The 22102-nt window shown below is 42.7% G+C and carries 16 protein-coding genes; all 16 read left to right on the top strand.

Annotated features, from left to right (window positions below; genetic code table 11):
* Window positions 1-82 precede the first annotated feature (82 nt).
* The 16 genes from ACOQOA_RS07900 (at window position 83) to ACOQOA_RS07825 (ending at window position 22036) form a co-directional block, all read left to right on the top strand.
* Window positions 83-2059, top strand: a complete 1977-nt coding sequence (locus ACOQOA_RS07900) for a CocE/NonD family hydrolase (RefSeq protein ID WP_420548101.1) — start codon at window positions 83-85, stop codon at window positions 2057-2059.
* 28 nt (window positions 2060-2087) lie between these two features.
* Window positions 2088-3653, top strand: coding sequence for an ABC transporter substrate-binding protein (locus ACOQOA_RS07895; RefSeq protein WP_420548100.1), 1566 nt, complete (start codon window positions 2088-2090; stop codon window positions 3651-3653).
* Between the two features lie 103 nt (window positions 3654-3756).
* On the top strand, window positions 3757-4695 hold the full coding sequence (locus tag ACOQOA_RS07890; protein WP_420548099.1) for an ABC transporter permease: 939 nt from the start codon (window positions 3757-3759) through the stop codon (window positions 4693-4695).
* Window positions 4696-4708: 13 nt separating this feature from the next.
* Complete coding sequence (locus tag ACOQOA_RS07885) at window positions 4709-5566, top strand: ABC transporter permease (RefSeq protein WP_420548098.1); 858 nt, start codon at window positions 4709-4711, stop codon at window positions 5564-5566.
* Entirely contained in the window at window positions 5563-6546 is a 984-nt protein-coding gene (locus ACOQOA_RS07880; RefSeq protein WP_420548097.1) for an ABC transporter ATP-binding protein, read from the top strand. Before ACOQOA_RS07885 ends, ACOQOA_RS07880 begins: the two co-directional genes overlap by 4 nt.
* Window positions 6543-7475, top strand: a complete 933-nt coding sequence (locus tag ACOQOA_RS07875) for an ABC transporter ATP-binding protein (protein ID WP_420548096.1) — start codon at window positions 6543-6545, stop codon at window positions 7473-7475. The genes ACOQOA_RS07880 and ACOQOA_RS07875 overlap by 4 nt, the downstream gene beginning before the upstream one ends.
* A gap of 20 nt (window positions 7476-7495) precedes the next feature.
* The gene (locus ACOQOA_RS07870) at window positions 7496-9124 is read left to right on the top strand and encodes an amidohydrolase (RefSeq protein WP_420548095.1); all 1629 of its coding nucleotides are present in this window, start codon (window positions 7496-7498) and stop codon (window positions 9122-9124) included.
* A 32-nt stretch (window positions 9125-9156) separates the two neighbouring features.
* Entirely contained in the window at window positions 9157-10644 is a 1488-nt protein-coding gene (locus tag ACOQOA_RS07865; protein ID WP_420548094.1) for a M81 family metallopeptidase, read from the top strand.
* A gap of 212 nt (window positions 10645-10856) precedes the next feature.
* Window positions 10857-11771 carry a GNAT family N-acetyltransferase gene (locus ACOQOA_RS07860; RefSeq protein WP_420548093.1) on the top strand — a complete coding sequence of 305 codons (915 nt, stop codon included), beginning with the start codon at window positions 10857-10859 and terminating at the stop codon, window positions 11769-11771.
* 32 nt (window positions 11772-11803) lie between these two features.
* Entirely contained in the window at window positions 11804-13552 is a 1749-nt protein-coding gene (locus ACOQOA_RS07855) for a hypothetical protein (protein WP_420548092.1), read from the top strand.
* Window positions 13536-15773 (top strand): NHLP family bacteriocin export ABC transporter peptidase/permease/ATPase subunit, encoded by a 2238-nt coding sequence (locus ACOQOA_RS07850; RefSeq protein WP_420548091.1) that lies wholly within the window; start codon window positions 13536-13538, stop codon window positions 15771-15773. The genes ACOQOA_RS07855 and ACOQOA_RS07850 overlap by 17 nt, the downstream gene beginning before the upstream one ends.
* Window positions 15774-15781: 8 nt before the next feature.
* Window positions 15782-18694: an NHLP bacteriocin export ABC transporter permease/ATPase subunit gene (locus ACOQOA_RS07845; protein WP_420548090.1), complete on the top strand. Its 2913-nt coding sequence runs from the start codon at window positions 15782-15784 to the stop codon at window positions 18692-18694.
* Window positions 18695-19231 carry a cyclic nucleotide-binding domain-containing protein gene (locus ACOQOA_RS07840; RefSeq protein ID WP_420548089.1) on the top strand — a complete coding sequence of 179 codons (537 nt, stop codon included), beginning with the start codon at window positions 18695-18697 and terminating at the stop codon, window positions 19229-19231.
* A gap of 26 nt (window positions 19232-19257) precedes the next feature.
* Window positions 19258-20796, top strand: coding sequence for a TolC family protein (locus tag ACOQOA_RS07835; RefSeq protein WP_420548088.1), 1539 nt, complete (start codon window positions 19258-19260; stop codon window positions 20794-20796).
* Window positions 20797-20904: 108 nt separating this feature from the next.
* Window positions 20905-21387, top strand: coding sequence for a hypothetical protein (locus ACOQOA_RS07830; protein WP_420548087.1), 483 nt, complete (start codon window positions 20905-20907; stop codon window positions 21385-21387).
* Window positions 21371-22036 carry a CPBP family intramembrane glutamic endopeptidase gene (locus tag ACOQOA_RS07825; protein ID WP_420548086.1) on the top strand — a complete coding sequence of 222 codons (666 nt, stop codon included), beginning with the start codon at window positions 21371-21373 and terminating at the stop codon, window positions 22034-22036. The genes ACOQOA_RS07830 and ACOQOA_RS07825 overlap by 17 nt, the downstream gene beginning before the upstream one ends.
* Window positions 22037-22102 lie beyond the last annotated feature (66 nt).

Genomic DNA, 22102 nt, shown 5'->3' with positions numbered 1-22102 from the left:
AAGTGCTTACTTTACTATTGCAAGTTTTCAGCTGTAACTCCCCATAAAGCAATAAATCAAAAATAAAAAGATAGGGACGCAAGTGAAAACGAAGCATATTGAAAATGAGTGGATCATATTACCTGACGGTCGTCGATTAGCCGCCTGTTTATGGATGCCTGAAAGAGATGGCAAATATCCGGTAATTTTGGAATATCTTCCCTATCGAAAACGTGATGGGACAGCCCCACGTGATGAGACTACCCATACGGTTTTTGCGAAAGCCGGTTATGTTTGCATTCGTGTGGACATCGCGGGAACAGGGGATAGCGAAGGTCAGTTTGATGATGAATATTCCGAACAGGAATTAAGTGATGGCGAAGCTATTTTGGATTGGATTACTCATCAAGATTGGTGCGATGGAAATATTGGTATAATCGGTATCAGTTGGGGTGGCTTTAATGGTTTACAACTTGCTTATCGTCAGCCTGAATCCCTGAAAGCCGTTGTTTCGGTTGCTTCCACGGCAGATCGATATGCAGATGATATTCATTATATGGGTGGATGTTTATTGACCGATAACTTTAATTGGTCATCTCAAATGTTTGCCTATTTGACACGCCCCGCCGATCCAGACTTGCGTAAAGATTGGCGTGAAGATTGGCTTCAGCGATTAAAGAATACGCCGTTTTCTGCCAAAGACTGGATGGTGCATCCCAATCGGGATGAGTTTTGGAAGCACGGATCTATCTGTGAAAATTGGTCGAAAATCAAGGCGCCTGTTCTGGCGATAACAGGGTGGGGGGATTCTTATGTGAATACACCTGCCTTACTTGCAGAGAAACTTAATGTGCCTTGTAAAGCTTTGGTGGGACCTTGGGAGCACCGTTATGCGCATATCTCAAAAATTGAACCAGCTGACTTTCATTCGGAAGTTTTAGGATGGTTTGATCGTTGGCTAAAGGGAGAGCAAAATGGGGCGGAAGATTTACCAGCTTATCGGACCTTTATGCAGGAGCATTATAACCCTACCGAAAAATATATGCCACGCAAAGGGCGCTGGATTGCGGAGGAAAGTTGGCCATCTTCAAATATTCATGAAGAAATATACAATCTATCAAGCGATGGGTTAACGAAGGAAAAGAGAGAAGGAGAAATTGTGGTCTCTACGCCTGCGCATGTGGGACAGAATGCAGGTTATTTTTGCCCGGGCATGCGATACGATAATGAAATGGCAGGTGACCAAACGGAAGATGATGCAAACTCATCCTGTTTTGATTTAGACATAGTTGAGACGCTGGAATTGATGGGGCGCCCCAAATTGCGGTTTAAATTTTCTGTAGATAAACCAGTGGCCCAGCTTGTTGCCAGATTATGTGATGTTTCACCAGATGGTATTTCCCAACGTATCACATATCGTCCCTTAAATTTGAATCATTATGACAGCCATGAGACACCGGAATATCTAGAGGTCGGTAAAGTTTATGAAGCTGAAATTCAGCTGAATGAATGTGCGCATCATTTGAAACAGGGACATAAATTACGTTTGGCTTTATCAACATCCTATTGGCCAATTACATGGACAAATCCAGAAGCTATTGCTGTTACACTATATCAAGCGGACTGTGAATTGGTTTTACCTGTCAGACAGGTTGAGGAAGAGATTGATCCCGCTAATCCGGGGCTTCCGTCTAACTATCCTATATTAGCAGAAAACATATTACGTGAACCATCTGGTACATCCAAGCGACAAGCACAAGCGGATGGTACGATTACTTTGGATACATTTGACGATTATGGCAAAGCGGAATCCTCTATTCATGGATTGATCGTGGGAAGCCATGTACGCGTACATAATTCTATCCATCCCGACCAGCCGAACTCTGCCAATTTTGAAGCATCTTGGAACTTCACATTTGAGCGGGACGAGTGGATGGTTTCCATCGATACAGAAAACAAAATGCATTGTGATCAAGATAATTTTTATATCTCACGAAAGATTCGAGCCACTGAAGGCATCGATGATGAAGAGGTATATGCAAAGGAATGGCAGGAAACCATTCCACGAGGTTTCAACTAATTCATCAAAATATATAGATAGGGAGAAAATGATGAAAATGACTTGGATGCGGACCCAAATGGACCGCCGGAATTTCTTAAGAGGTGCGACAGCCTTAAGTGCGGCTGCAACCTTGCCAATGAAGTGGCCAAAATCTGCACAGGCGGCAGATGGTGACACCTTGCGTGTACGTTCATATGGCGATCAAAGTACAATGGATCCTGCTTATTCGTTAGGTGTGTTTGACGAAGATGTACATGCCAATGTTTATAACAAGTTGATCCAATATAAACCGGGCAGCGAATGGGGATGGCAGTTGGATGCAGCCGCCATGATTGAGCAAGTTGATCCAACCCATGTTAAATTCGCCTTGCGTGATGATATTGGTTTCACCAATGGTTTCGGTGCGATGACAGCAGAAGATGTCAAATTTAGCTTGGAACGTTATGTGGATGACGCCACTGAAAGCCCGAACAAACCGGATTTAGGGCCATTAAGCCATGTGGAAGTGACAGGTGAACGTGAAGGTGTGATCGTTCTAAAAGATCCATTTGCGCCTCTTTGGTCCATCGCTTTGCCATATATTACAGGTAACATCATTTCTAAAAAGGCGATTGAAGCTGCCGGTGGGCGTTTTGGTACTGATCCGGTTGCTGAATCAGGACCATATCTGCGTGCAAGCTGGAACCCTAAGGAAAAGATTGTTCTCAAAAGAAATCCTGATTGGAAAGGTGAAGCTGCAGCTTGGGAAAATATTGAGATTTTGCCAATTGATGATGAGAACACAGCGGAAATTGCATTTGAAGCAGGTGAATTGGATCTTACCCGTGTGTCACTTGGCTCTGTAGAGCGCTATCGTGGAGAGGTTCCCAATAATGGTACCTTGATTGAAAATCCATCACTCTTTTATGTATGGTTGGGTATGAATTTGGATCATCCAAAACTACAAAACAAAAAACTTCGCCAAGCTATTCAACATGCGATTGATATCCCATCTATCATGCAAGCTGCATATTTCGGTGCGGCGGAGCCGTCTACAGGTATTATCGCTCCTGGTCTTGTTGGTAACCGTGCGAAAAGTCTGGTGCCACCACAAGCAAACTTTGAAAAAGCAGCGGCTTTGTTGAAGGAATCTGGTGAAACAAATGTAACGCTCTCCTTGGATATTTTAAATAAGACAACCTATGTGACAATGGCACAGGTTATTCAGGCAACATTGGCACAAATCGGTATCACTGTTGAAGTAAATGTTTTGGAATCTGGTGCTTTCTGGGCATCTGCCGAAAACAAAGATCTGCAAATGATGTTGAACCGTTTCTCTATGACACCGGATCCATATTACGCAACAGCATGGTTCACGACTGAACAGGCGGGTATTTGGAACTGGGAACGCTTCAAGAATGAGGAATTTGATAAAATTCACGTGGAAGCCTCAAAAATTACCGATAATGACAAACGTGCAGCTATGTATGAACGTGCACAGGATTTGATGGAAGAAAGTGGTGCTTATCGTTTCATTACACATGAAGCGACACCTGTTATTCATTCGTCCCGTGTTATTCCGGCATTGCGCCCAGATGGTTTGAATTTGCTTCGTTATTTTGGCAAAGCATAATTCAATATCATAATCAGGATTGAGCTTGGCGGAGATAGACATTCGATTAAGAAGCCTATCTCCAGCCAGGTCATAAAAATAAATATAATCTGGAGCACCTAAAATGTTGAAATATACGGCCCGACGTTTTGCGTTGGCGACATTGATCCTCATTGTCGCAGTTTCGGCCATGTTCTTGATGATACGTGCGGTCCCCGGAGATCCCGTACAAATCATGTTGGGCCCGCGCGCAACGCCTGAATTACAAGCCAAATTGATTGCCCAGTTAGGATTAGATCAGCCGATCTGGAAACAATTAATTCTGTTTTATGGAAATTTGATACAAGGAGATTTGGGCATTGATGTCTTTTCAGGACGATCTGTAACGGACATCGTGTTTCAACAACTACCTTATACTCTGGAATTGATATTTTCCTCTGTTGTTTGGTCTGCAAGTCTTGGAATTTTATTGGGGGCCTATGCGGCGGCTCATCCAAATTCCCTGATGGATCGGATTGCGGCCGCGATTTCCGTTAGTTTTGTCGCTGCGCCTGCCTTTGTTGTGGCATTGCTTGCATTATTGGTGTTTGCCGTATCCTTGAAATGGTTCCCTGCCATTGGTGTTGGTGAAGGATTTTGGGGGCGTGTCAATCATGTGGTTTTACCAGCCTTTGCAATTGGCCTGTCCTGGGTTGGGTACATCGCCCGACTGGTAAGGGCCTCTATGTTGGAAGTGATGGGGGAAAGCCATATACGAACGGCACGGGCATTCGGTATCCATGAAAGACGGGTGGTGATGGTTTATGCACTTCGCATCGCGATCTTGCCAGTTGTAACGGTGATCGGTGTTGGCATGGGTTTCTTGTTAAGTTCCGCTGTCTTTACCGAAATTGTTTTTGCGCGTCCCGGATTAGGTAAGCTTGTGATCGATAGTATTACAACGCGAAACTATCCAATTGTGATGGGGGCACTTCTAGTTTCTACGGGCCTGTTTGTTTTATCTACCGCGTTTGCTGACATCATTAATGCGTGGCTTGATCCACGTGCGCGCAGTGCGAAATAGGGAGGATGAGGTTATGAAAAAATCCCAATCCGAACTCGGCATTATATTACGTGGCATAGCAAAAGATCCCTTGGGTTTGGCCGGATTGATCATTGTAAGTGTCATCGTTTTTGCATCCATCTTTGCGGTTTGGATCGTGCCATATGATCCTGTTGCTTTAAATATCATGGATCGCATGCAATCACCGTCATGGGCTCATTTATTGGGGACTGATCAGCTAGGGCGTGACACTTTTTCACGTGTGGTTATGGGTGGTCAGGTCGCTCTTAAAGTTGCTTTACCAGCTGTTTTTGGGGCGATGTTTATTGGTCTGACCTTAGGGATGCTGGCTGGATATGGGCCCAAATGGCTCGATAATATCTTGATGATGTTATTTGATACGATCCGCTCTTTCCCAACCGTGATGTTTGCCTTGGCGGTTGTTGCTCTTGTTGGGCCAAGCCTTGAAACGGTTGTCTTTGTAGTAATGGCCACATCCATCCCCACATATGGGCGTGTGGCACGTACACAAACACTGACTTTACGAAATTCAGAATTCATTTTGGCAGAACGATCTATGGGTGCCAGCATGGCCCGCATTCTGGGCGTGCATATGTTACCAAATATCGTTGGGGTTCTAGCTGTTTTGGCCGCTATGGATATTCCAACCGTGATTGCTTTGGAAGCAGGTCTTTCTTTCCTTGGATTAGGTGTGAAACCACCAACGCCAAGTTGGGGTGCATTACTGAAAGATGGATATGCACTTATTCGTCAAACTCCTTGGCTCGTTGTTGGGGGTGGGCTTCCGATTATTCTCGCGACATTAGGTTTTACCTTCCTTGGTGAAAGTTTACGCGATGTGGTTGATCCGAAATTGAGGAAGCAAAGATGATGAGTGATGTTCTCTTAAATATTGATGGCCTCAGTGTTGATTACGAAACCGCACGAGGGGATCTGAAAGCCCTACGGGATATTTCATTTGATATCCAAAAAGGTGAAATTATTGGTATCGTGGGGGAATCTGGTTGTGGTAAATCCACGTTGATTTCGTCTATTTTACGTCTTACAGCACCCAATACTCGTTTCCGACAAGGTGAGATTCAATTTAAGGGTGACGATATCCTGAAATTGTCTGAAAAGCAGATGCGTAATTTACGCGGTGCAGATATCTCCATCGTGTTTCAAGACCCGATGCAAAGCCACAATCCTGTCTTATCTATTGGACAGCAAATGCTGGATATCCAACATAGGATTAAATTGTCAAAAGCAGAAAAGTTGAAGCGTGCAGCAGGCATGTTGGGGGCGGTCGGTATTCCCGATCCAGAAGCAAGATTAAAGCAATTCCCGCATGAATTTTCTGGCGGGATGCGTCAGCGGATTGCAATCGCTATGGCCTTGATGTCTGAGCCAGATTTATTGATTGCGGATGAACCAACGACAGCTCTTGATGCCACATTGGAAGTCCAAATCATTGAAAGATTAAAGGAACTTCAAGAAGAATTTCATTGTGCCATTTTGTTTATCTCACACCATCTTGGGGTGATCGCAGAATTATGTGACCGCGTAGTGGTTATGTATGCGGGGGCTGTTGTGGAAAAGGGTGATGTCAGAGAAATCTTCCATAATCCGCGTCATCCATATACGCGCAGATTAATTGAATGCGATCCCGGACATATCAAAGAACGCGCACGCGAATTACCAACTATTCCCGGTGAGGTGCCGGACCTTATTGATGTACCCAAAGGATGTATCTTCAAAGATCGATGCGATCAGGCCATGACAAAATGTGCCGAGGAAACACCTGCATTGGTAACTTTAAAAGATGGCCATAAAGCTGCTTGTTGGTTGAACCATGAGGAGGCAGAAAAATGAGCCTGTTACGTGTATCTGATTTAAAAACCAATTATGGTCATGTGAATGTACTGGCGGGGATCGATTTTGAAGTCGCCGCAGGGGAGACATATGCCCTTGTCGGAGAAAGTGGATCTGGAAAAACGACTGTTATTCGGGCAATTGCCGGATTAGCACCTGCACAAGAAGGATCCGTGTTATTTGATGGTCAGGAAATTCGCGGGCTTTCAGAACGTAAAATGCGTCCTTATCGCAAAGATATCGCGATGATGTTTCAAGACCCCGTTGGGTCTTTATCTCCGCGTTTAACCATTCGCAACTTGATCACGGAACCTTATCGTATTCAGGGAATGAAAGAAAAAGATCTGGATGCAGAAGCAAAACGTCTATTGGAAATGGTGAACTTACCAGCCCATTTTGCCGATCGATATCCTTATCAAATTTCTGGCGGTCAGGCCCGTCGTGTCGGGGTGGCACGTGCCTTGGCGTTGGAGCCTAAGCTTATTTTAGCAGATGAGCCAACCGCAGGATTGGATGTATCTGTACAAGGGGAATTGTTAAATCTTTTAAACAGATTACGGGAAAAGCTGGGCCTTTCTATGGTGATTATCACCCATAACTTAAATGTTGTGCGTCATGTGGCTGATCGTATGGGGATTATGTATTTAGGGCGATTGGTCGAAGAAGGATCTACCGAAACCATTTTCCATGATCCCCAACATCCTTACACCCGATGTTTGTTAAGCGCCAATCCGGAACCCGATCCGGATGCCGAATTGGAACGCATTGCGCTTAAAGGGGAGCCGCCGAGCCTTATTAGCCGACCGTCAGGTTGCGAGTTCAGAGATCGTTGTCCAGTGGCGCAGGAAATTTGTACTCAAACACCACAATGGCACAAAGTAGAGGATCATGGCTTACGCTGTCTTGCGCCTATGCGCACCCATAGCTGACGCGAAATAGGAATAATTAAATGATTGAAAAACAAAAGCTCTATTTTAATGGGCTTATTTTATCGATGGATGAAAATGATAGTTGCCCTGAAGCGGTATTGACTGAAGGGGAAAATATTAAGGCAGTAGGTTTAGAAGCTGAATTACGCGCGGTTATGAATAATAGCGCAGAAGAAGTAAATCTTAACGGCCAGACACTCATTCCAGCCTTTATTGATCCACATGGACATTTTCCGGATCCGGGTTTTATCAAGCTGTTTCGGGTTGATCTTGCATCCCCGCCGCGTGGTAGCTGTATTGATATGGCAACAGCCATGGAAAGATTACGTTTAAAAGCTGCTGATACGCCAAAGGGTGAATGGGTTATGGGAGTTTCATTTGATAACTCTTCCATTCAGGAAGGGCGCATGCCGACACGTGCTGAGCTGGATGCAATTTCAACAGATCATCCAATCTGGGTGATTCATGCTTCCGGTCATAATGGTGTTGCGAATAGCAAGGCGCTGGAAGAACGCGGGATAACAGATGATATCGAAGACCCGGTTGGTGGACGTTTTGATCGGGATCCGCAAACAGGTAAGCTGACAGGGTTGATTGAAGGAATCTCAGCCATGGGGCCGTTGGGAAGTACAAATTTCCTAATTGATCGTGATCGTTTCTGGCAAGGTTTCAATGCAACACGAGACGAATATCTGGAGCATGGCGTGACATTGGCGCAAAATGCATGGACATCGCGAAAGATGTTAGAACATTTTGCCTCCCTGCCCGCAGATCAGGATCCCGGATATGATCTTGTTTTATTACCAGTTGGTGAACGTGAACCTGCTATGACAGAAGGGCCCGATGCGGTTGATTGGCCTGGGAACCCACATTTTACATTAGGTCCACGTAAGCTTTTCACAGATGGGGCTTTTCAGTTGCAAACGGCTTTTTTGACGAAGCCATATTTAAAACCGGTTAAAGAAGATCAACCTTGTGGCCAAGTTTATGTGACCGAAGAAGGTCATAATTATCAGGTTAAACGTTTGCATGATTTGGGATATCAAATCCATTGTCATTGTAATGGCGATGCAGGCGCAGATATGTTTATCAGTGCGGTTGCGGAGGCGATGAAAGAAAATCCACGTAAGGATCATCGCCATACTATTATTCATGGACAAACTTTGCGTGATGATCAATTGGAACGTATGGCTGAGCTTGGCATCACCGTTAGTTTCTTTCCTGCACATATCTATTATTGGGGAGATCGTCATTATGATACATTCCTTGGGCCTGAACGCGCAGAACGTATTTCACCTGCAGCATCGGCAGAAAAATTTGGCGTTCGTTACACAATACATAATGATGCGGCTGTAACACCAACGCGTCCCATTCATTTGGCCCATTGTTCCGTGAATAGAAAAACCTATGCAGGTCGTTGTTTGGGCGATGCTCAGAAAGTATCAGTGATGTCTGCCTTAAAGGCTCAAACAATCGACGCTGCTTGGCAGGTTTTTCAAGAAGATAAACGTGGGTCTGTCGAAGTCGGTAAATTGGCAGATTTCGCAATCTTATCGCGTGATCCTCGTCTCCACCCTGAAAAATTACTGGATGTAAGTGTTACCCAAACCATTCGTCGGGGGGAAGCCGTCTTTACGATGGAAACCTGATTTAGCCAGAAATAGAAGAAGAAAGTGCTGCGATGCCAAGAGTTGCTATTGCCGGGTTTCAACATGAAACAAATACCTTTGCACCTCAAAAAGGAAGTTTTGATCGATTTGTGGAAGCTGATGGATGGCCGGGTCTGACCCGGGGAGTTGATTTGCTTGCAAATCTAAAAGGTTACAACATTGGGGTGACAGGCCTGATCGAAGGGGCGCAAGAGCTAGGGTGGGATATAGCCCCAATGACATGGGCCTATGGTGGCGCTGGTGGTACAGTTACGCATGATGCGTTTGAAAAAATCACTCATATGATCTTGGATGATTTGGGTAAAGCGGGCCCTGTGGACGGTATTTTACTTGATCTACATGGCGCGATGGTCAGCGAGGAATATTGGGATGGAGAGGGTGAGCTTTTAAAGCGTATCCGTACACAATGCGGTTGGGGTGTTCCGATTGTCGCTTGTCTAGATCTTCATGCGAATATTACACAGGCCATGGTGGATTTAAGTGACCAGTTGATTGTTTATCGTACCTATCCACATTTGGATATGGCTGAATCTGGTCGTCAGGCTGCGTATCAGTTAGATCGCATTTTCAGTGAAGGTAAGCCAAAGCATCAAGCGTTTTTACAGATCCCATTTCTTATTCCAATGACTTCTGGGTGTACTTTGGTAGAACCTGCCAAAGGAACCTATGAAAAATTGCGAGAACTAGAAAAACAATTGGGTGTCACACATATGTCTTTTGCATGTGGGTTTAGCCAAAGTGATTTTCCTGATTGTGGTCCATCAGTTTTAGCATATGGGAATGAGCTGGTTATAACTCAGAAAGCGGCGACAGACTTGTATCAATATGTCCTGAAGCATGAAGGAGAATTTGCACCTAAGTTATGGCAAACCAAGCAGGCAGTAAGCTATGCAATAAGTCGATCTAAGACCCTAAGTAAACCTATTATTCTTGCGGATGTTCAAGACAATTATGGCGGAGGCGCAAGCAGTGATAGTAATGGCATTCTCGCAGAATTAGTTAATCAGAACGCCTTGAATGCTGTTATTGGTGTCTTATGGGACCCGGAAGTTGCGGAGGCGGCTCACCGAGCAGGGATTGGAGAAAGCATTACGATTGGAATAGGAGGTAAATCGGGTTACCCTGGACACGAACCTTTTGAGGCAACCTATAAAGTAGAAGCTTTGTATGAAGGATTGGTACAAACAACAGGTGTATATTTTGCCGGTGGTCTAATGGATTTGGGTATTATGGCCCTTTTACGTATCGGAGATATCCGAATTGTTGTGGCGAGTAAAGCAGACCAAGCAGCAGATCAGGCTATGTTTACGGTATTAGGCGTGGACCCAAAAGAAACATCTATTTTGGTTTTGAAAAGTAGTGTCCATTTCCGCGCAGATTTTCAATCTATTGCTGCTGAAGTTATAGAAGTCGCTTCACCGGCCCCTGTTCTTGCCGATATAAGTCATCTGGATTTTAAGAATTTACGTCCCAATGTCCGATTGATACCTAAAGGATAATCGCACAGGGAATATAGGTTTCTTGAAAGAGGATTATAAGCACTAAGATATAGATATTATTAGCATGTTGAAAAATAAGCTTCCTCTTTTGGCGAGATATGTTATCTTCCTTACTAATTATATTATAACAATAAAATATATGGTTTGCAGATATAAATAACACGATAACGTGGCAAGCCACATAGCTGTACATGATAGAAACAGGGTTTATTATGGGCGCTAGGATCGTTCTAGATGGGGAAAATATCGAAAAATTCAAGGCGATGACCTTTCCTGAATATCGAGTATTGCTGAATGAGCCTAGCGGAAATTCAGGTTTAATTTGTATTGTTTCAGAAAATGAAACTCATCCTGAAGGTTTATTAATCAGTAAGGTGGACCCGCATAAACGTATTGCGGATATTTTATCCGTTTTTGTACGCAAAGAATGCAGAAAAACTGGAATTGCCCAAGAAATGTTGCAATTACTGGAAATGCGCTTATCTGCACTTGATATCCAATCTGTAGAATTGAAATATACGGTCAAAGATGATCAACCTCAGCCAGTTGAAAATCTTTTAAGAAAACTGGGATGGCCGGCATCAAATCTAAGAATGATGCTATTTGATATTGAAATAGAAAAATTAGTCAGTGCCAATTGGGTAGAAGATATTAAAGACGCACAGGACGACTATCAGATTTCTTATTGGCATAATGTCAGCGAATTAGAACTGGCTAGATTGCAATCCGCTTCATGGATCCCGACAGAGTTATCTCCCTCAAAACATCAATATCAAGGCTTGGATGGGAAAGCCATAATTCCTGAATTGAGTTTTGTTTTGCGTTGTAATGAGGAAATTATCGGTTGGCATTTTACGCATAAAATTGATGCAGAAACAGCACGTTTCAGTGTGAGTTATATTCATCCAAAATTTCAACAAAATTTACTGCTTGTGAAGTTGTGGTATCATGCTGGTATTGAGGCACAAAGAGTAGGTTATAAAAGAGTTAAGTTAGGCGCTTCTATTCGTCATAAGCAAATGATGCAGTTTTGTGAACGATATTTAGGGCCGTTAGCAACAAAAATTGATTATTCAAAAGGTGCATTCAAGTTGCTGCAAACGCAAGAGGAGGCCGTATGGGTCTAACATTTTTAATGTTTGACTTGGCGTAAAAAAATATGTTTCGTAAAAAATCTCTTGATAAACTTCATGAACCGGAAAGCCTCGATCAATTACTTGTGGTCGTGACGCCACGTTCAGTGTGGACACTTGCCTCTCTTGTTGGTGTATTGATCGTGGTTATTGCCTGGGGGTTGTTATCTCGTATTCCGGTTACGGTGGATGGGTTTGGTATTTTAGTAAAACCAGGCAGTATCAAGACAGTTCAAGCACTTGGTAGTGGCACTGTTTTCTCCATTCATGCCGACATTGGGGAACAGGTAGATGCCGGTGAGGTCATGGCAGTATTAAATGATCCGGATCAAGCGCGCCAGTTGAATACAGATATTGCACGCTATCATGCGAAACAGATATTTAATCAGGACACATTGGAAATTTCTCGAAATAAACGCGATTTGGAAATTGCGTTGGTGAATACAACGATTAAATCTTTGAATGATGAAACTCTTGCTATCGAAGCATTGAGAAATAAGTTGAAAAGTCAGACACGTTCGAATGCGCGGGAAGAGGCTGATAGTCTGGAACGTAATCAACAATTATTGGATGAGCTATATCGTTCACAGAAAAAGCAGTTAGATGCGATCACCGAACTTATCGAAGAAGGGGCGGCATCTGACTCTCAAAGATTGCAGATGCAAGCGACGCTGACAGATACAGAAAGTCGTATTTCTGAGATGAACTTGCGTAAGAATAGTACGCAAGTCCGTCTTTTGGATACTGAGCAGCAAGATATCCGTTTCTTGCAAGAACTCACACAACTAAATTCACGACTACAGCAAGAATTAATCAAGCGCGAAAAGATCAATCAAGAATTCGAGATTGAAGAACATCGCAAATCAATGGAATTGACGGAGTTAGCTGCGAATATTCGACTGACCAAGGAGCGTCATTTCCGCCTTCAATCCGTTCATAGTAATTATACGGGACGCGTGTTGGAAGTAAGTTCATCTGTTGGTGAAAATTTAGGCAGTGGTGAACGTCTAGCAATCATGCAAATTGAATCGACAAAACCGTTCAAGCGTCTTGTCATCGGAGAGGATGTATCAAAAGGCACATTCTCTTTAGTTTATGATGGATTTACCACACATGACATCCATTTCCCACCAACGGCAGAGAAAATTCAAAATGCGCTTTTGGCATTAGGTATCTTTGATCAAGAAAATACTGTTCGCGTTGAACCAATTCGAAATTTACGTGTCTTTGACATTTATTCTACAAATAATACGGAATATTTTCTGGAAGTGAATGACGAAGACTTGTTGACGGAAAACAATATTCCATCCTTTGCAACCGTGATGAATTTAGGCGGTGTGGTGAAGGATGAAGACCTTAAACATCTATGCTTTTTCACCATTGGGGATGGTAAAAAAGTACAAAAAGGGATGAAGATCCGAATGAGCCCATCCAATGTGGAGCGTCAGCGTTTTGGTAGTATCGTTGGTGAAGCCATTTCTGTTTCTGCTTATCCAGTAACATCGGAAGGTGTCTTAAGTCTGACGGGAAATAAAGACGTTGCCGCTGCCTTATTGGAAAAAGGCGGAACGATTCTTGTGACAGCTAAACTTAATAAAAACCCTGATAATCCAGAAAAATATCAATGGACATCAAAAGGGTATGATGGGGAAATTACAGCGGGAACAACAACCAGTTGTCGTGTGACGGTGGAAGAACGACCACCGATTACATTTGTGGTACCGTTACTGCGTAAATGGTTGATGGGGGAAAGCAATAATGCACCTCCTGTCTAGATTACTGACATTTGTTCTTAATATCGCATTACAGGGAAAGCAGTCTGTATTACGTGAAAACCGCACCCCATTTGTTTTGCAGATGGAAGCTGTGGAATGTGGTGCTGCATCTTTGGCAATGATCTTGGGCTATTATAAGAGGTTTGTTCCTTTGACCAAGCTTCGCTCAGATTGTGGTGTATCCCGCGACGGTAGTAAGGCGTCAAATATTTTGAAAGCTGCCCGAAAATATGGCCTGCAAGCAAAAGGCTATAGTAAGGGGATGGAAAAACTAAAGGATATGAAATTCCCATTGATCGTTTTTTGGGAATTTAATCACTTCCTTGTTGTTGAGAAAATTGGCGAAAAATATATCCATGTGAATGACCCTGCGGTCGGGCATCGAAAACTGACTCATGAGGAATTCGGCGCAGGATATACGGGGGTGGTACTAACCTTTACGCCGACTGAAGAATTTGTAGAAGAAGGGTCACAGCCTAATCCATTACCTTTGCTATTAAAACGGATTGCTGGCAGCGAGAAGGCAATTGGTTTTATGATTTTGGCAGGTATTGTTGGCATTATACCGGGACTGGTGCAGGCGGTTTTCTCTAAATTCTTTATTGATTCTATTATTACCGAAGAACATTACGACTGGCTCCGGCCGATGTTGGTCGCCATGGTGGTGGTGATGGTCTTCCAATTGATTTTGCAATCTATCAGTGGGTTGTTTTCACGTCGTTTGACTATGGGGCTTTCTGCAAAGCTCTATGCTGAATTTTATCAACATCTTTTAAAGTTACCTTATCACTTCTACACCCAACGTTATGTCGGGGATGTTGTAAATCGCAGTGGCTTGAATGATATGGTTGTCTCTCTGATGGCAGGGCAGATGAGCTCCACGGCCGTTGGTTTGGTGTCGATGGTGTTCTTTGGGATTATTTTGTTTTCTTACAATCCAATGATCACATCTATTGGTGTTTTATCGACGGTGATTAACTTTGCGTTGATCCGTTCTATGTCAGCCCGGCGGGTGGAAGCCAATATGCGGATCGCCAAAGAACAAGGTAAGGTGCAAGGTGCGACCATTGCGGCTATTCAAAATATTGAATCTATTAAAGCATCTGGCATGGAAAGTACTTTCTTTGAGAAATGGGCGGGATATTTTTCTGCATCTTCCAATGCCAGTTTGAAACTGTCGATGGACAGTCGCATGTTTTCGATTTTCCCAACTTTATCATCCTCTATCGTGAGCACGATCACCTTGGTATTAGGGGGATTGGAAGTTATCAATGGCAATATGACCATTGGTACCTTGATGGCCTTTAACTTGATCATGGGACAGTTCCTTGGTCCTATTCAAGGTGTATTAGGACTTGTGGTGCAGATGCAAGAAATCCGCGGTAGCGTGGTTCGGTTGGAAGATGTTTTGGAACACCCAACGCGTGATCAGCTCTTTGGAAATGAAGGCCAAAAACCAACGGAAGAAGAAACTAAACAGCTTGAAAATCTAAATATCCGTCTGGATGGGACACTCAGTATCAAAGATTTGAACTACGGGTATAGTCCAATTGAACCCGCCTTGATTGGAGACTTTAATCTGGAGATTAAGCCGGGTGAACGAGTGGCCTTGGTAGGAAGTTCCGGTTGTGGTAAATCCACAATTGCCCGGCTGGTGGCAGGTTTGATTCCACCTTGGTCAGGTGATGTGGCGTTCAATAGTATCAATCGGGAACGTATCCCATCGGAAATTTTAACCAACTCAGTTGCTTTCATTGAGCAAGATTTCCTTCTTTTCCCTGGCACAGTGCGAGAAAATCTTACACTTTGGGATAATACCATTGGGGATGAATGGCTTAAAGAAGCGCTGGAAGATGCTGCTATTTTGGATCAAGTTTTGGCTATGCCAGGTGGTCTTGATGCGGATATTGAAGAAGGTGGTGGTAACTTAAGTGGTGGCCAACGACAGCGTTTGGAAATTGCCCGTTGTTTGGTACGTCGTCCAACCTTCCTGATTATGGATGAAGCGACCAGTGCGCTGGATGTGGAAACAGAAGCCAAGATCATGCGTAATATTCACCGCCGTGGATGTAGTGCTTTAATCGTTGCTCATCGTCTTAGTACCATTCGAAATTGTCATAAAATCATCGTGATGCAAAAAGGTAAGGTAAAAGAGGTGGGAGACCATGAAACTCTTTATGCTGCCGATGGTGCATATGCGAAACTAGTGAAGATGCAGTAGGTCAGGCCATGAAATTAACAGGACATGATATACTGAGACTGGAAGACAAGGATAGTGGCTATCTTATCGATCAAGGATCGTTGGCCTTGTATTTGGTGCGACTTGCCGATGGCGAAATGGTTGGGCAACGTCATTATGTGATGACGTGCCATGCGGGTTCACTTATCTGGGGCGGAACTTATCCACTGGAAGATGCAGATTTCACAATGGTTGCGGAACCCGTGGAAGATGCAGAACTTCAAGATGTCAGTAAGAAAACGTTAGTTTCTTCTAAAGCTTCTAAATATATGGAAGCTTTGGAAAGCTGGTGTGAAAAAGTTGGTAGCTTTATCAGTAAACTACAGATTCAAGATTATTACGAAAAAACCGAACAGCTTGATGAACTGGAATATAGTGATGGGCAAAAGTTCCGCCCTAAAAATGCTGGATTTTATCGATTGGTTCTGGAAACAGGAAAGATTACTTTCGATAAAGAGAAGGTGCTGCCTGTTGGTGCAGAAGATGGCAATCTGATCTTTTATGCGACGAATGCGCTGCATTTCATAGCGGCAGAAGATCTTAAAGGTCGTTTTGAAGAGGTTGAAAAGCTGAAATCGGCAGATCTAGATGGCTTGTTAAGCCTACAATCTGCAATGGTTGCCTTGTATTACCATCGTATCTTGGATCAAGAACGCGCAGAGAGAAATCGTTTCAAACGTCTGCAAAAAGAGATTGAGCGCAACAAACGTGATGCTGTCGATAATCTGAAACTTGAAGATAAATCCGTTTGGCAACCTCAAGAACATGAGAATGATCTTCAGACAGTTCTAGAGGTTATTGGGCATTTCGCGAAATTAGAATTCAATCTTGATATTCCGGTGGATCAAAACCTGTCGGTGGATGGTCAGATTGAACGTATTTGTCGTGATTCAGGTGTGCGCATGCGTCATGTGCGCCTGATCGGCGAATGGTGGAAGGATGATGTTGGTAATATTCTCTGTTTTGAAAAGAAAACAGGAAAACCAATGGCCTTGTTAAACCTTGCTCAATATGGTGGGTTGGTCCGTCGTTACTTTTTCTTTGATCCGGAAACGCGTGAGATGATTCCGCTTGATCTGGATATGGATTTGGAACTGAATGAAGAGGCTTACTATTTCATTCGACCTATGCCGCTAGATAAAGAAGAATCTACAAGTTTTATGAAATTGGCGCGGTTTACTTACAAGCCATTCACGACTGATTTTATTTTAATGTTTGCCTTATCCTTCCTGTCGGGATTATTGGGTTTATTCACGCCTATTGCGAATAGATTACTGGTGGACCAGGTGATACCGGATGCGAATAAGGATCTGATGGTTGATCTGGCAATTGGCATGAGTTGTATGTCTTTGGGATTATTCTTCTTCTCGCTTTCTCAAGGTATTATTTCGCTTCGCATTCAAACTGCCATGACGGCCCAGCTGCAATCCATGATCATGGATAGATTGTTAAAGCTGCCGACACGTTTCTATCGTAATTACAGCAGTGGTGATTTACTTAATCGGTCGATGATGATTTCGGAAATTAGTGCTGGTTTTTCCGGTACGGTGATTAATGCTGGATTCTCATTACTATCTGTTTTGATGATGTTATTAATGTGTTTTTACTATTCATCAAAACTTGCATTTTTAGCGCTGATTGCTGCGGTTCTAACCAGTATTATTTCAGTTTCTTTCTCTTTCGTAATTCGAAAGATTGCATTGAAACAAGAACGCGCCAGTGGTCACCTATTTGGCTTTATGGTGCAGATGGTGAAAGGTATTTCCAAATTACAAATTGCTGGTGCGGAACCGAGAGCTTTTGCGCAATGGAGTAAAAGATATGGCCAGCAACTGAAGGATAATTATAAAGTTGCCCAGTTGCAGCAATATTCTTCAATGATTAATACGTTCATTCAGACTTTTAGTACGATTGCGCTATATTATTTTGCCGGCACAATGATTAAGGAAAGTATTGATTTACGTGAGTTGGATCCATTGGCACCCAGCCTTCTGACTGTTGGTAGTTTCTTTGCTATTCAAGGTGCCTTCAGTGCGGTTGTCGGTGGTGTGGTGAATTTCTTTTCAAGTTTTATAACCATCCATCAACAAATGGCGAAACGTGAATTGGCGCGTCCTATTTTGGAAGCCGAAGTTGAGTCCGGAAGCGGTAAGAAAACGCCCCCCCCATTGGAAGGTTTGATCGAACTTTCTCATGTGAAATTCCGATATTCCGAAGACACACCTGTTATTTTGGATGATGTCAGCTTACGAATTCTACCGGGTGAATTCATAGCTGTTGTAGGACAATCAGGTTGCGGTAAATCGACAATGTTCAAACTATTGTTGGGATTTGAAACACCTGAATCCGGTCAAATCCTCTATGATCGCAATGATACAGCGAAATTGGATATGGTTGGTATTCGCCGCCAAATCGGCGTGGTTCTACAAGAATCTTCAGTCAGTGCAGGAACAATTTATCATAATATCATTGGTGCTTCTAAAATGAGCATGGATGAGGCATGGGAAGCCGCTGAAGATGCGGGCCTTGCCGATGATATCAAAGGGTTTCCCATGGGATTGCATACGGTTGTGCCTGAAGGGGGCGGAACTTTATCAGGTGGACAAAAACAACGTTTGATGATTGCGCGTGCTTTGGCGCAAAATCCTTCAATTGTATTTTTCGATGAAGCCACATCTGCACTGGATAATAAAACTCAAAAAATTGTGACAGAGAGTTTGAGACGCCGAAAAGTAACGCGTGTGGTAATTGCGCATCGATTATCAACCATTGTTGATGCAGATAAAATTATTGTGCTGGGAGAGGGCAAAATCCTAGAGCAGGGTAATTATGAAGAACTCATGAAACTGGATGGTTTGTTTGCTTCTATGGCAAAAAAACAAACCGTCACAGAGGAGGCTTAAATGAAAAAAGTATTATATATCTTGGGGTTATTGGAAGACGAAGATATTGATTGGATGGTAACTGCTGGTCATCGTGAACAATATAAACCCGGCGATGAATTGGTTCAGGAAAATGTTCAGAACGGTAATTTATTTATCATTGCTGATGGCACAGTGAACGTAACAATCCGTGGTAAGAAAGTGGCTGAGATTACACAAGGTGAGGTCTTTGGTGAGATGTCCTTATTAGATTCACGTCCACCTTCTGCGACCATTGTGGCGAGTTCAGACATTTTGGTTTTGAGAATTGATTTTGATGATTTGGAAGCGCGCCTGAATTCTAACCCTAAGTTCCAAGGGCGCTTTTATAAAGCTCTGGGCGTCTTCTTGGCACAACGTCTTCGAGTATTAAATCTTAATGTCATTTCTGGCGACTCCGCTTATAGTGAAGATGATGATGAATTTATCGATGATGAGATTGATGAGCAGGTTTTGGAAAAAATCACTTTGGCCGGAACACGTTTTAAAGTGATTATTGATAAACTTAAAAACGGATAAGAAACGATCACCGCAGAGATGGAATAATGAAGAAGGCGCCGACAATATTTTCAAATAAAAACTGGCAAGCTGCTGGCATAGCTGTTTTGGCATTGAGTTTTTCAAAACTGGCTGTGGCTCAAGAATTTCACCTTTCTCCCTATTGGAAGGAGTTTGAGTTCCAGGGGGACACAATTGCGTTGTCTTTGGATAAGGTGCAAAAGCAAACCGTATTTAACGAACTTCTATTACAGCCAACTTATCTGAACGTGGATACGGCAAAATCCGCAATTGAATCCGCAGATGCATCGTTTGACCCAACGGTTACCGTGACCACTGCCAGAGCGCGAAGTGACAATGATGTTACGAATCTTCGTGGTGATCAGGATTCTATTTCTGTAGGTGTTTCCAAAACCTTTGAACCAGGTACGATCATTTCTGCCACACAAACTTATACAGAGACAGATGCGGTTTCATCAGGCACTGATTTAGATGGAGATGGTGATACTTCCACACTATCTTTAACTCAACCATTGTTAAAAGATGGTGGGTTCTTAGTTAATACTTTAACGCGCGAACAAGCCAAGATAAGTCTTACTAACCAAGAATTAGCTCAAGTCGAAACCATGGCAACTCGTTATACCGAGGTTACGTCTGCTTACTGGGATCATTGGCGCTCTTTCCAGAATCTATCCATTGCGATGGAGCAGTTGGCATTAGCTGAAAAGCAAGAAGATCTGGCGACGAAGCTGTCTGATGCTGGTTTGGTTGCGAAAGTAGAAGTATTGCGTGCACAAACAGGTGTCGCACAGAGATATGATGCTATTATCCTTGCCCAAACAAGTGTGATTGAAACCAATAACACTATGATGCGCTTAATCACCAGTAATCCAGAAGAACATTCAACGATCTTGATTGAACCTAATGCGGCGCCTGAAGTGGTACAACCTTCTGTTAAAAGAGAAGAGGTTACGGATTTAGCATTACGCAATTCTCTATCATTGAAACAGTTGGATAATGATTTAACTTCATCAGATTTAACAGTAGAAGCGGCAGATTGGCAACGTTATCCGGATCTGGATTTAACAATGAGCTATTCGGTTTCTGATGATATTTATAAAAATACCTCAGTAAGAAGTGTGACGACGGATTCTGATGATTGGTCTATTGGCGTTACTTTGACTATTCCACTTGGGCTTCGTGAAACAGAAGAAGATTATCGTCAGGCTGTGAATGCAAATACATTGGCGAAATATGCGATCTCCAGTGAGAAATTGAATATTGTTAAAACAGTCGAAACATCTGTGAACCGTGTTCATCAGAATTTTCGACGTTTCCAAGCAGCGGTAAATGAAGTGGATGTAACCACACGTATCTACGAAGCTGAGTTAAAGCAATTTAACAGAGGGGAACAAACAAGTACCGAAGTGTTGAATGCGGCTCAGTTATTGGCTGATGCTAAAAATAAACGTGCTTTGGCACGGGCAGAATATGAAAAAAGCAAAGCAACAATTGATTTCTTAACCGGGGATACAAATGATGTCGTCCGTGAAATCATTAAGCTGCCGGAGACATCAATCCGTTAATATTGAGAAAGTGAAACTATGAGGAAACAGATTGATTTTTCTAAGTTAACTTTAAGACAAATTCTCTTTTTCGTGACGGGATTAGGTCTCAGTGTTTTTGGCTTGGTAATGAGTATTATTCTTTTTGCCTCAAATCTATATGAAAATCGGCATGAATTTCCTGTTTCACTTTCTTTGAATACAGAGCAGCAGATATGCGAAGAGTGTATTTTGCAAGAGGGTGAAAGTATTTGGCTTGCGACGGGTAATCGCAAAATCGAATATTCAGATATCTCAATTATTGTTTCTGTTATTCCACAAGATGGGTCGCAGCCGTTTAAAAATGAATCCTCATTTGTTTTGGTTAATTTACGTAACCAAACAGGTGGTGTTGTTTATTATCGTTTAGCGACACCTGAACAACAGGTGGGAAAAAGGGCGAAAATTATCGTTCAAAAAACAGGCAATGACCTAATGGAACAGCCTTTTTCGATCGTGATAAGGCAATATAGCGGTATGCAGTATAATCCGGCCTATATTCTACTCATTATAATTGGTGTGGTTTTGCTAACTTTATCTATCCGGAAATCGAAACATGTTACAAAATCATAGATATTTCCTTCATTTTATTGCGTTTTTCCTGATTTCATTATTTGGTATTATGATGGCGCGTATGGGTGTCATTGGAAATGTGCAAATGATGATATGGGGATTGATGATACTTCAATTATCATGGGGAATACTGCTTCTGAAACCTCGAAACTTATCGATCGGTCGATGGAAATATGCCTTGATTGTTTTATGTGTCGTACAAATTGGTCAGTATGGCTTAAATGAACATAGTCTAGATAATGGCGTATTTAATTTATTGGATTTGATACGATATTTTGTTTTTATTGCCTTGGTAGAAGAGATTTGGTTTCGAGGCATTCTGCAGGATTATTTAGGTCGTCATAGTTTTAAGGCTGTTATTATCGCCTCTGTTATTTTCGGGTTGTATCATCTTCCACATGGATGGCCCATTGTTTTAACCACAACAGCTGTAGGATTGCTATATTCACTAGCTCGAAGCTATGGCGCTGGTATTTTATCATTGGCATTTGTTCATGGAATGATGAATTGGTTGAATTTATCGTTTTATCCAGCCCAAAGTTTAAGAGTTGAATACGCAGATTTTTTAATAGCGTTTCCAGTAATTTGTATTTTGGGAGCAGGAGGAATGTATTTTCTTGCACGAAATAAGCGATCTTTGGGAAAATAGATTCAATTTTATGAAATATTAGTAGATTTCAATTTAATTCCGTCATATCATTTGTGAAATAAATAT

Origin of the sequence: Curvivirga sp. (assembly GCF_965219885.1) — a bacterium.
Classification (GTDB): Bacteria; Pseudomonadota; Alphaproteobacteria; order UBA8366; family Aestuariispiraceae; genus Curvivirga.
This window is presented reverse-complemented; position numbering and strand designations above follow the sequence as displayed.

Bases quoted from the DNA above. Each gene is read 5' to 3' on its own strand.
- ACOQOA_RS07885 (WP_420548098.1), top strand. From the start codon at position 4,709: ATGAAAAAATCCCAATCCGAACTCGGCATTATATTACGTGGCATAGCA.
- ACOQOA_RS07850 (WP_420548091.1), top strand. From the start codon at position 13,536: ATGCACCTCCTGTCTAGATTACTGACATTTGTTCTTAATATCGCATTA.
- ACOQOA_RS07835 (WP_420548088.1), top strand. From the start codon at position 19,258: ATGAAGAAGGCGCCGACAATATTTTCAAATAAAAACTGGCAAGCTGCT.
- ACOQOA_RS07845 (WP_420548090.1), top strand. From the start codon at position 15,782: ATGAAATTAACAGGACATGATATACTGAGACTGGAAGACAAGGATAGT.
- ACOQOA_RS07860 (WP_420548093.1), top strand. From the start codon at position 10,857: ATGGGCGCTAGGATCGTTCTAGATGGGGAAAATATCGAAAAATTCAAG.
- ACOQOA_RS07830 (WP_420548087.1), top strand. From the start codon at position 20,905: ATGAGTATTATTCTTTTTGCCTCAAATCTATATGAAAATCGGCATGAA.
- ACOQOA_RS07840 (WP_420548089.1), top strand. From the start codon at position 18,695: ATGAAAAAAGTATTATATATCTTGGGGTTATTGGAAGACGAAGATATT.
- ACOQOA_RS07825 (WP_420548086.1), top strand. From the start codon at position 21,371: ATGTTACAAAATCATAGATATTTCCTTCATTTTATTGCGTTTTTCCTG.
- ACOQOA_RS07875 (WP_420548096.1), top strand. From the start codon at position 6,543: ATGAGCCTGTTACGTGTATCTGATTTAAAAACCAATTATGGTCATGTG.
- ACOQOA_RS07895 (WP_420548100.1), top strand. From the start codon at position 2,088: ATGATGAAAATGACTTGGATGCGGACCCAAATGGACCGCCGGAATTTC.
- ACOQOA_RS07855 (WP_420548092.1), top strand. From the start codon at position 11,804: ATGTTTCGTAAAAAATCTCTTGATAAACTTCATGAACCGGAAAGCCTC.
- ACOQOA_RS07890 (WP_420548099.1), top strand. From the start codon at position 3,757: ATGTTGAAATATACGGCCCGACGTTTTGCGTTGGCGACATTGATCCTC.
- ACOQOA_RS07870 (WP_420548095.1), top strand. From the start codon at position 7,496: ATGATTGAAAAACAAAAGCTCTATTTTAATGGGCTTATTTTATCGATG.
- ACOQOA_RS07880 (WP_420548097.1), top strand. From the start codon at position 5,563: ATGATGAGTGATGTTCTCTTAAATATTGATGGCCTCAGTGTTGATTAC.
- ACOQOA_RS07865 (WP_420548094.1), top strand. From the start codon at position 9,157: ATGCCAAGAGTTGCTATTGCCGGGTTTCAACATGAAACAAATACCTTT.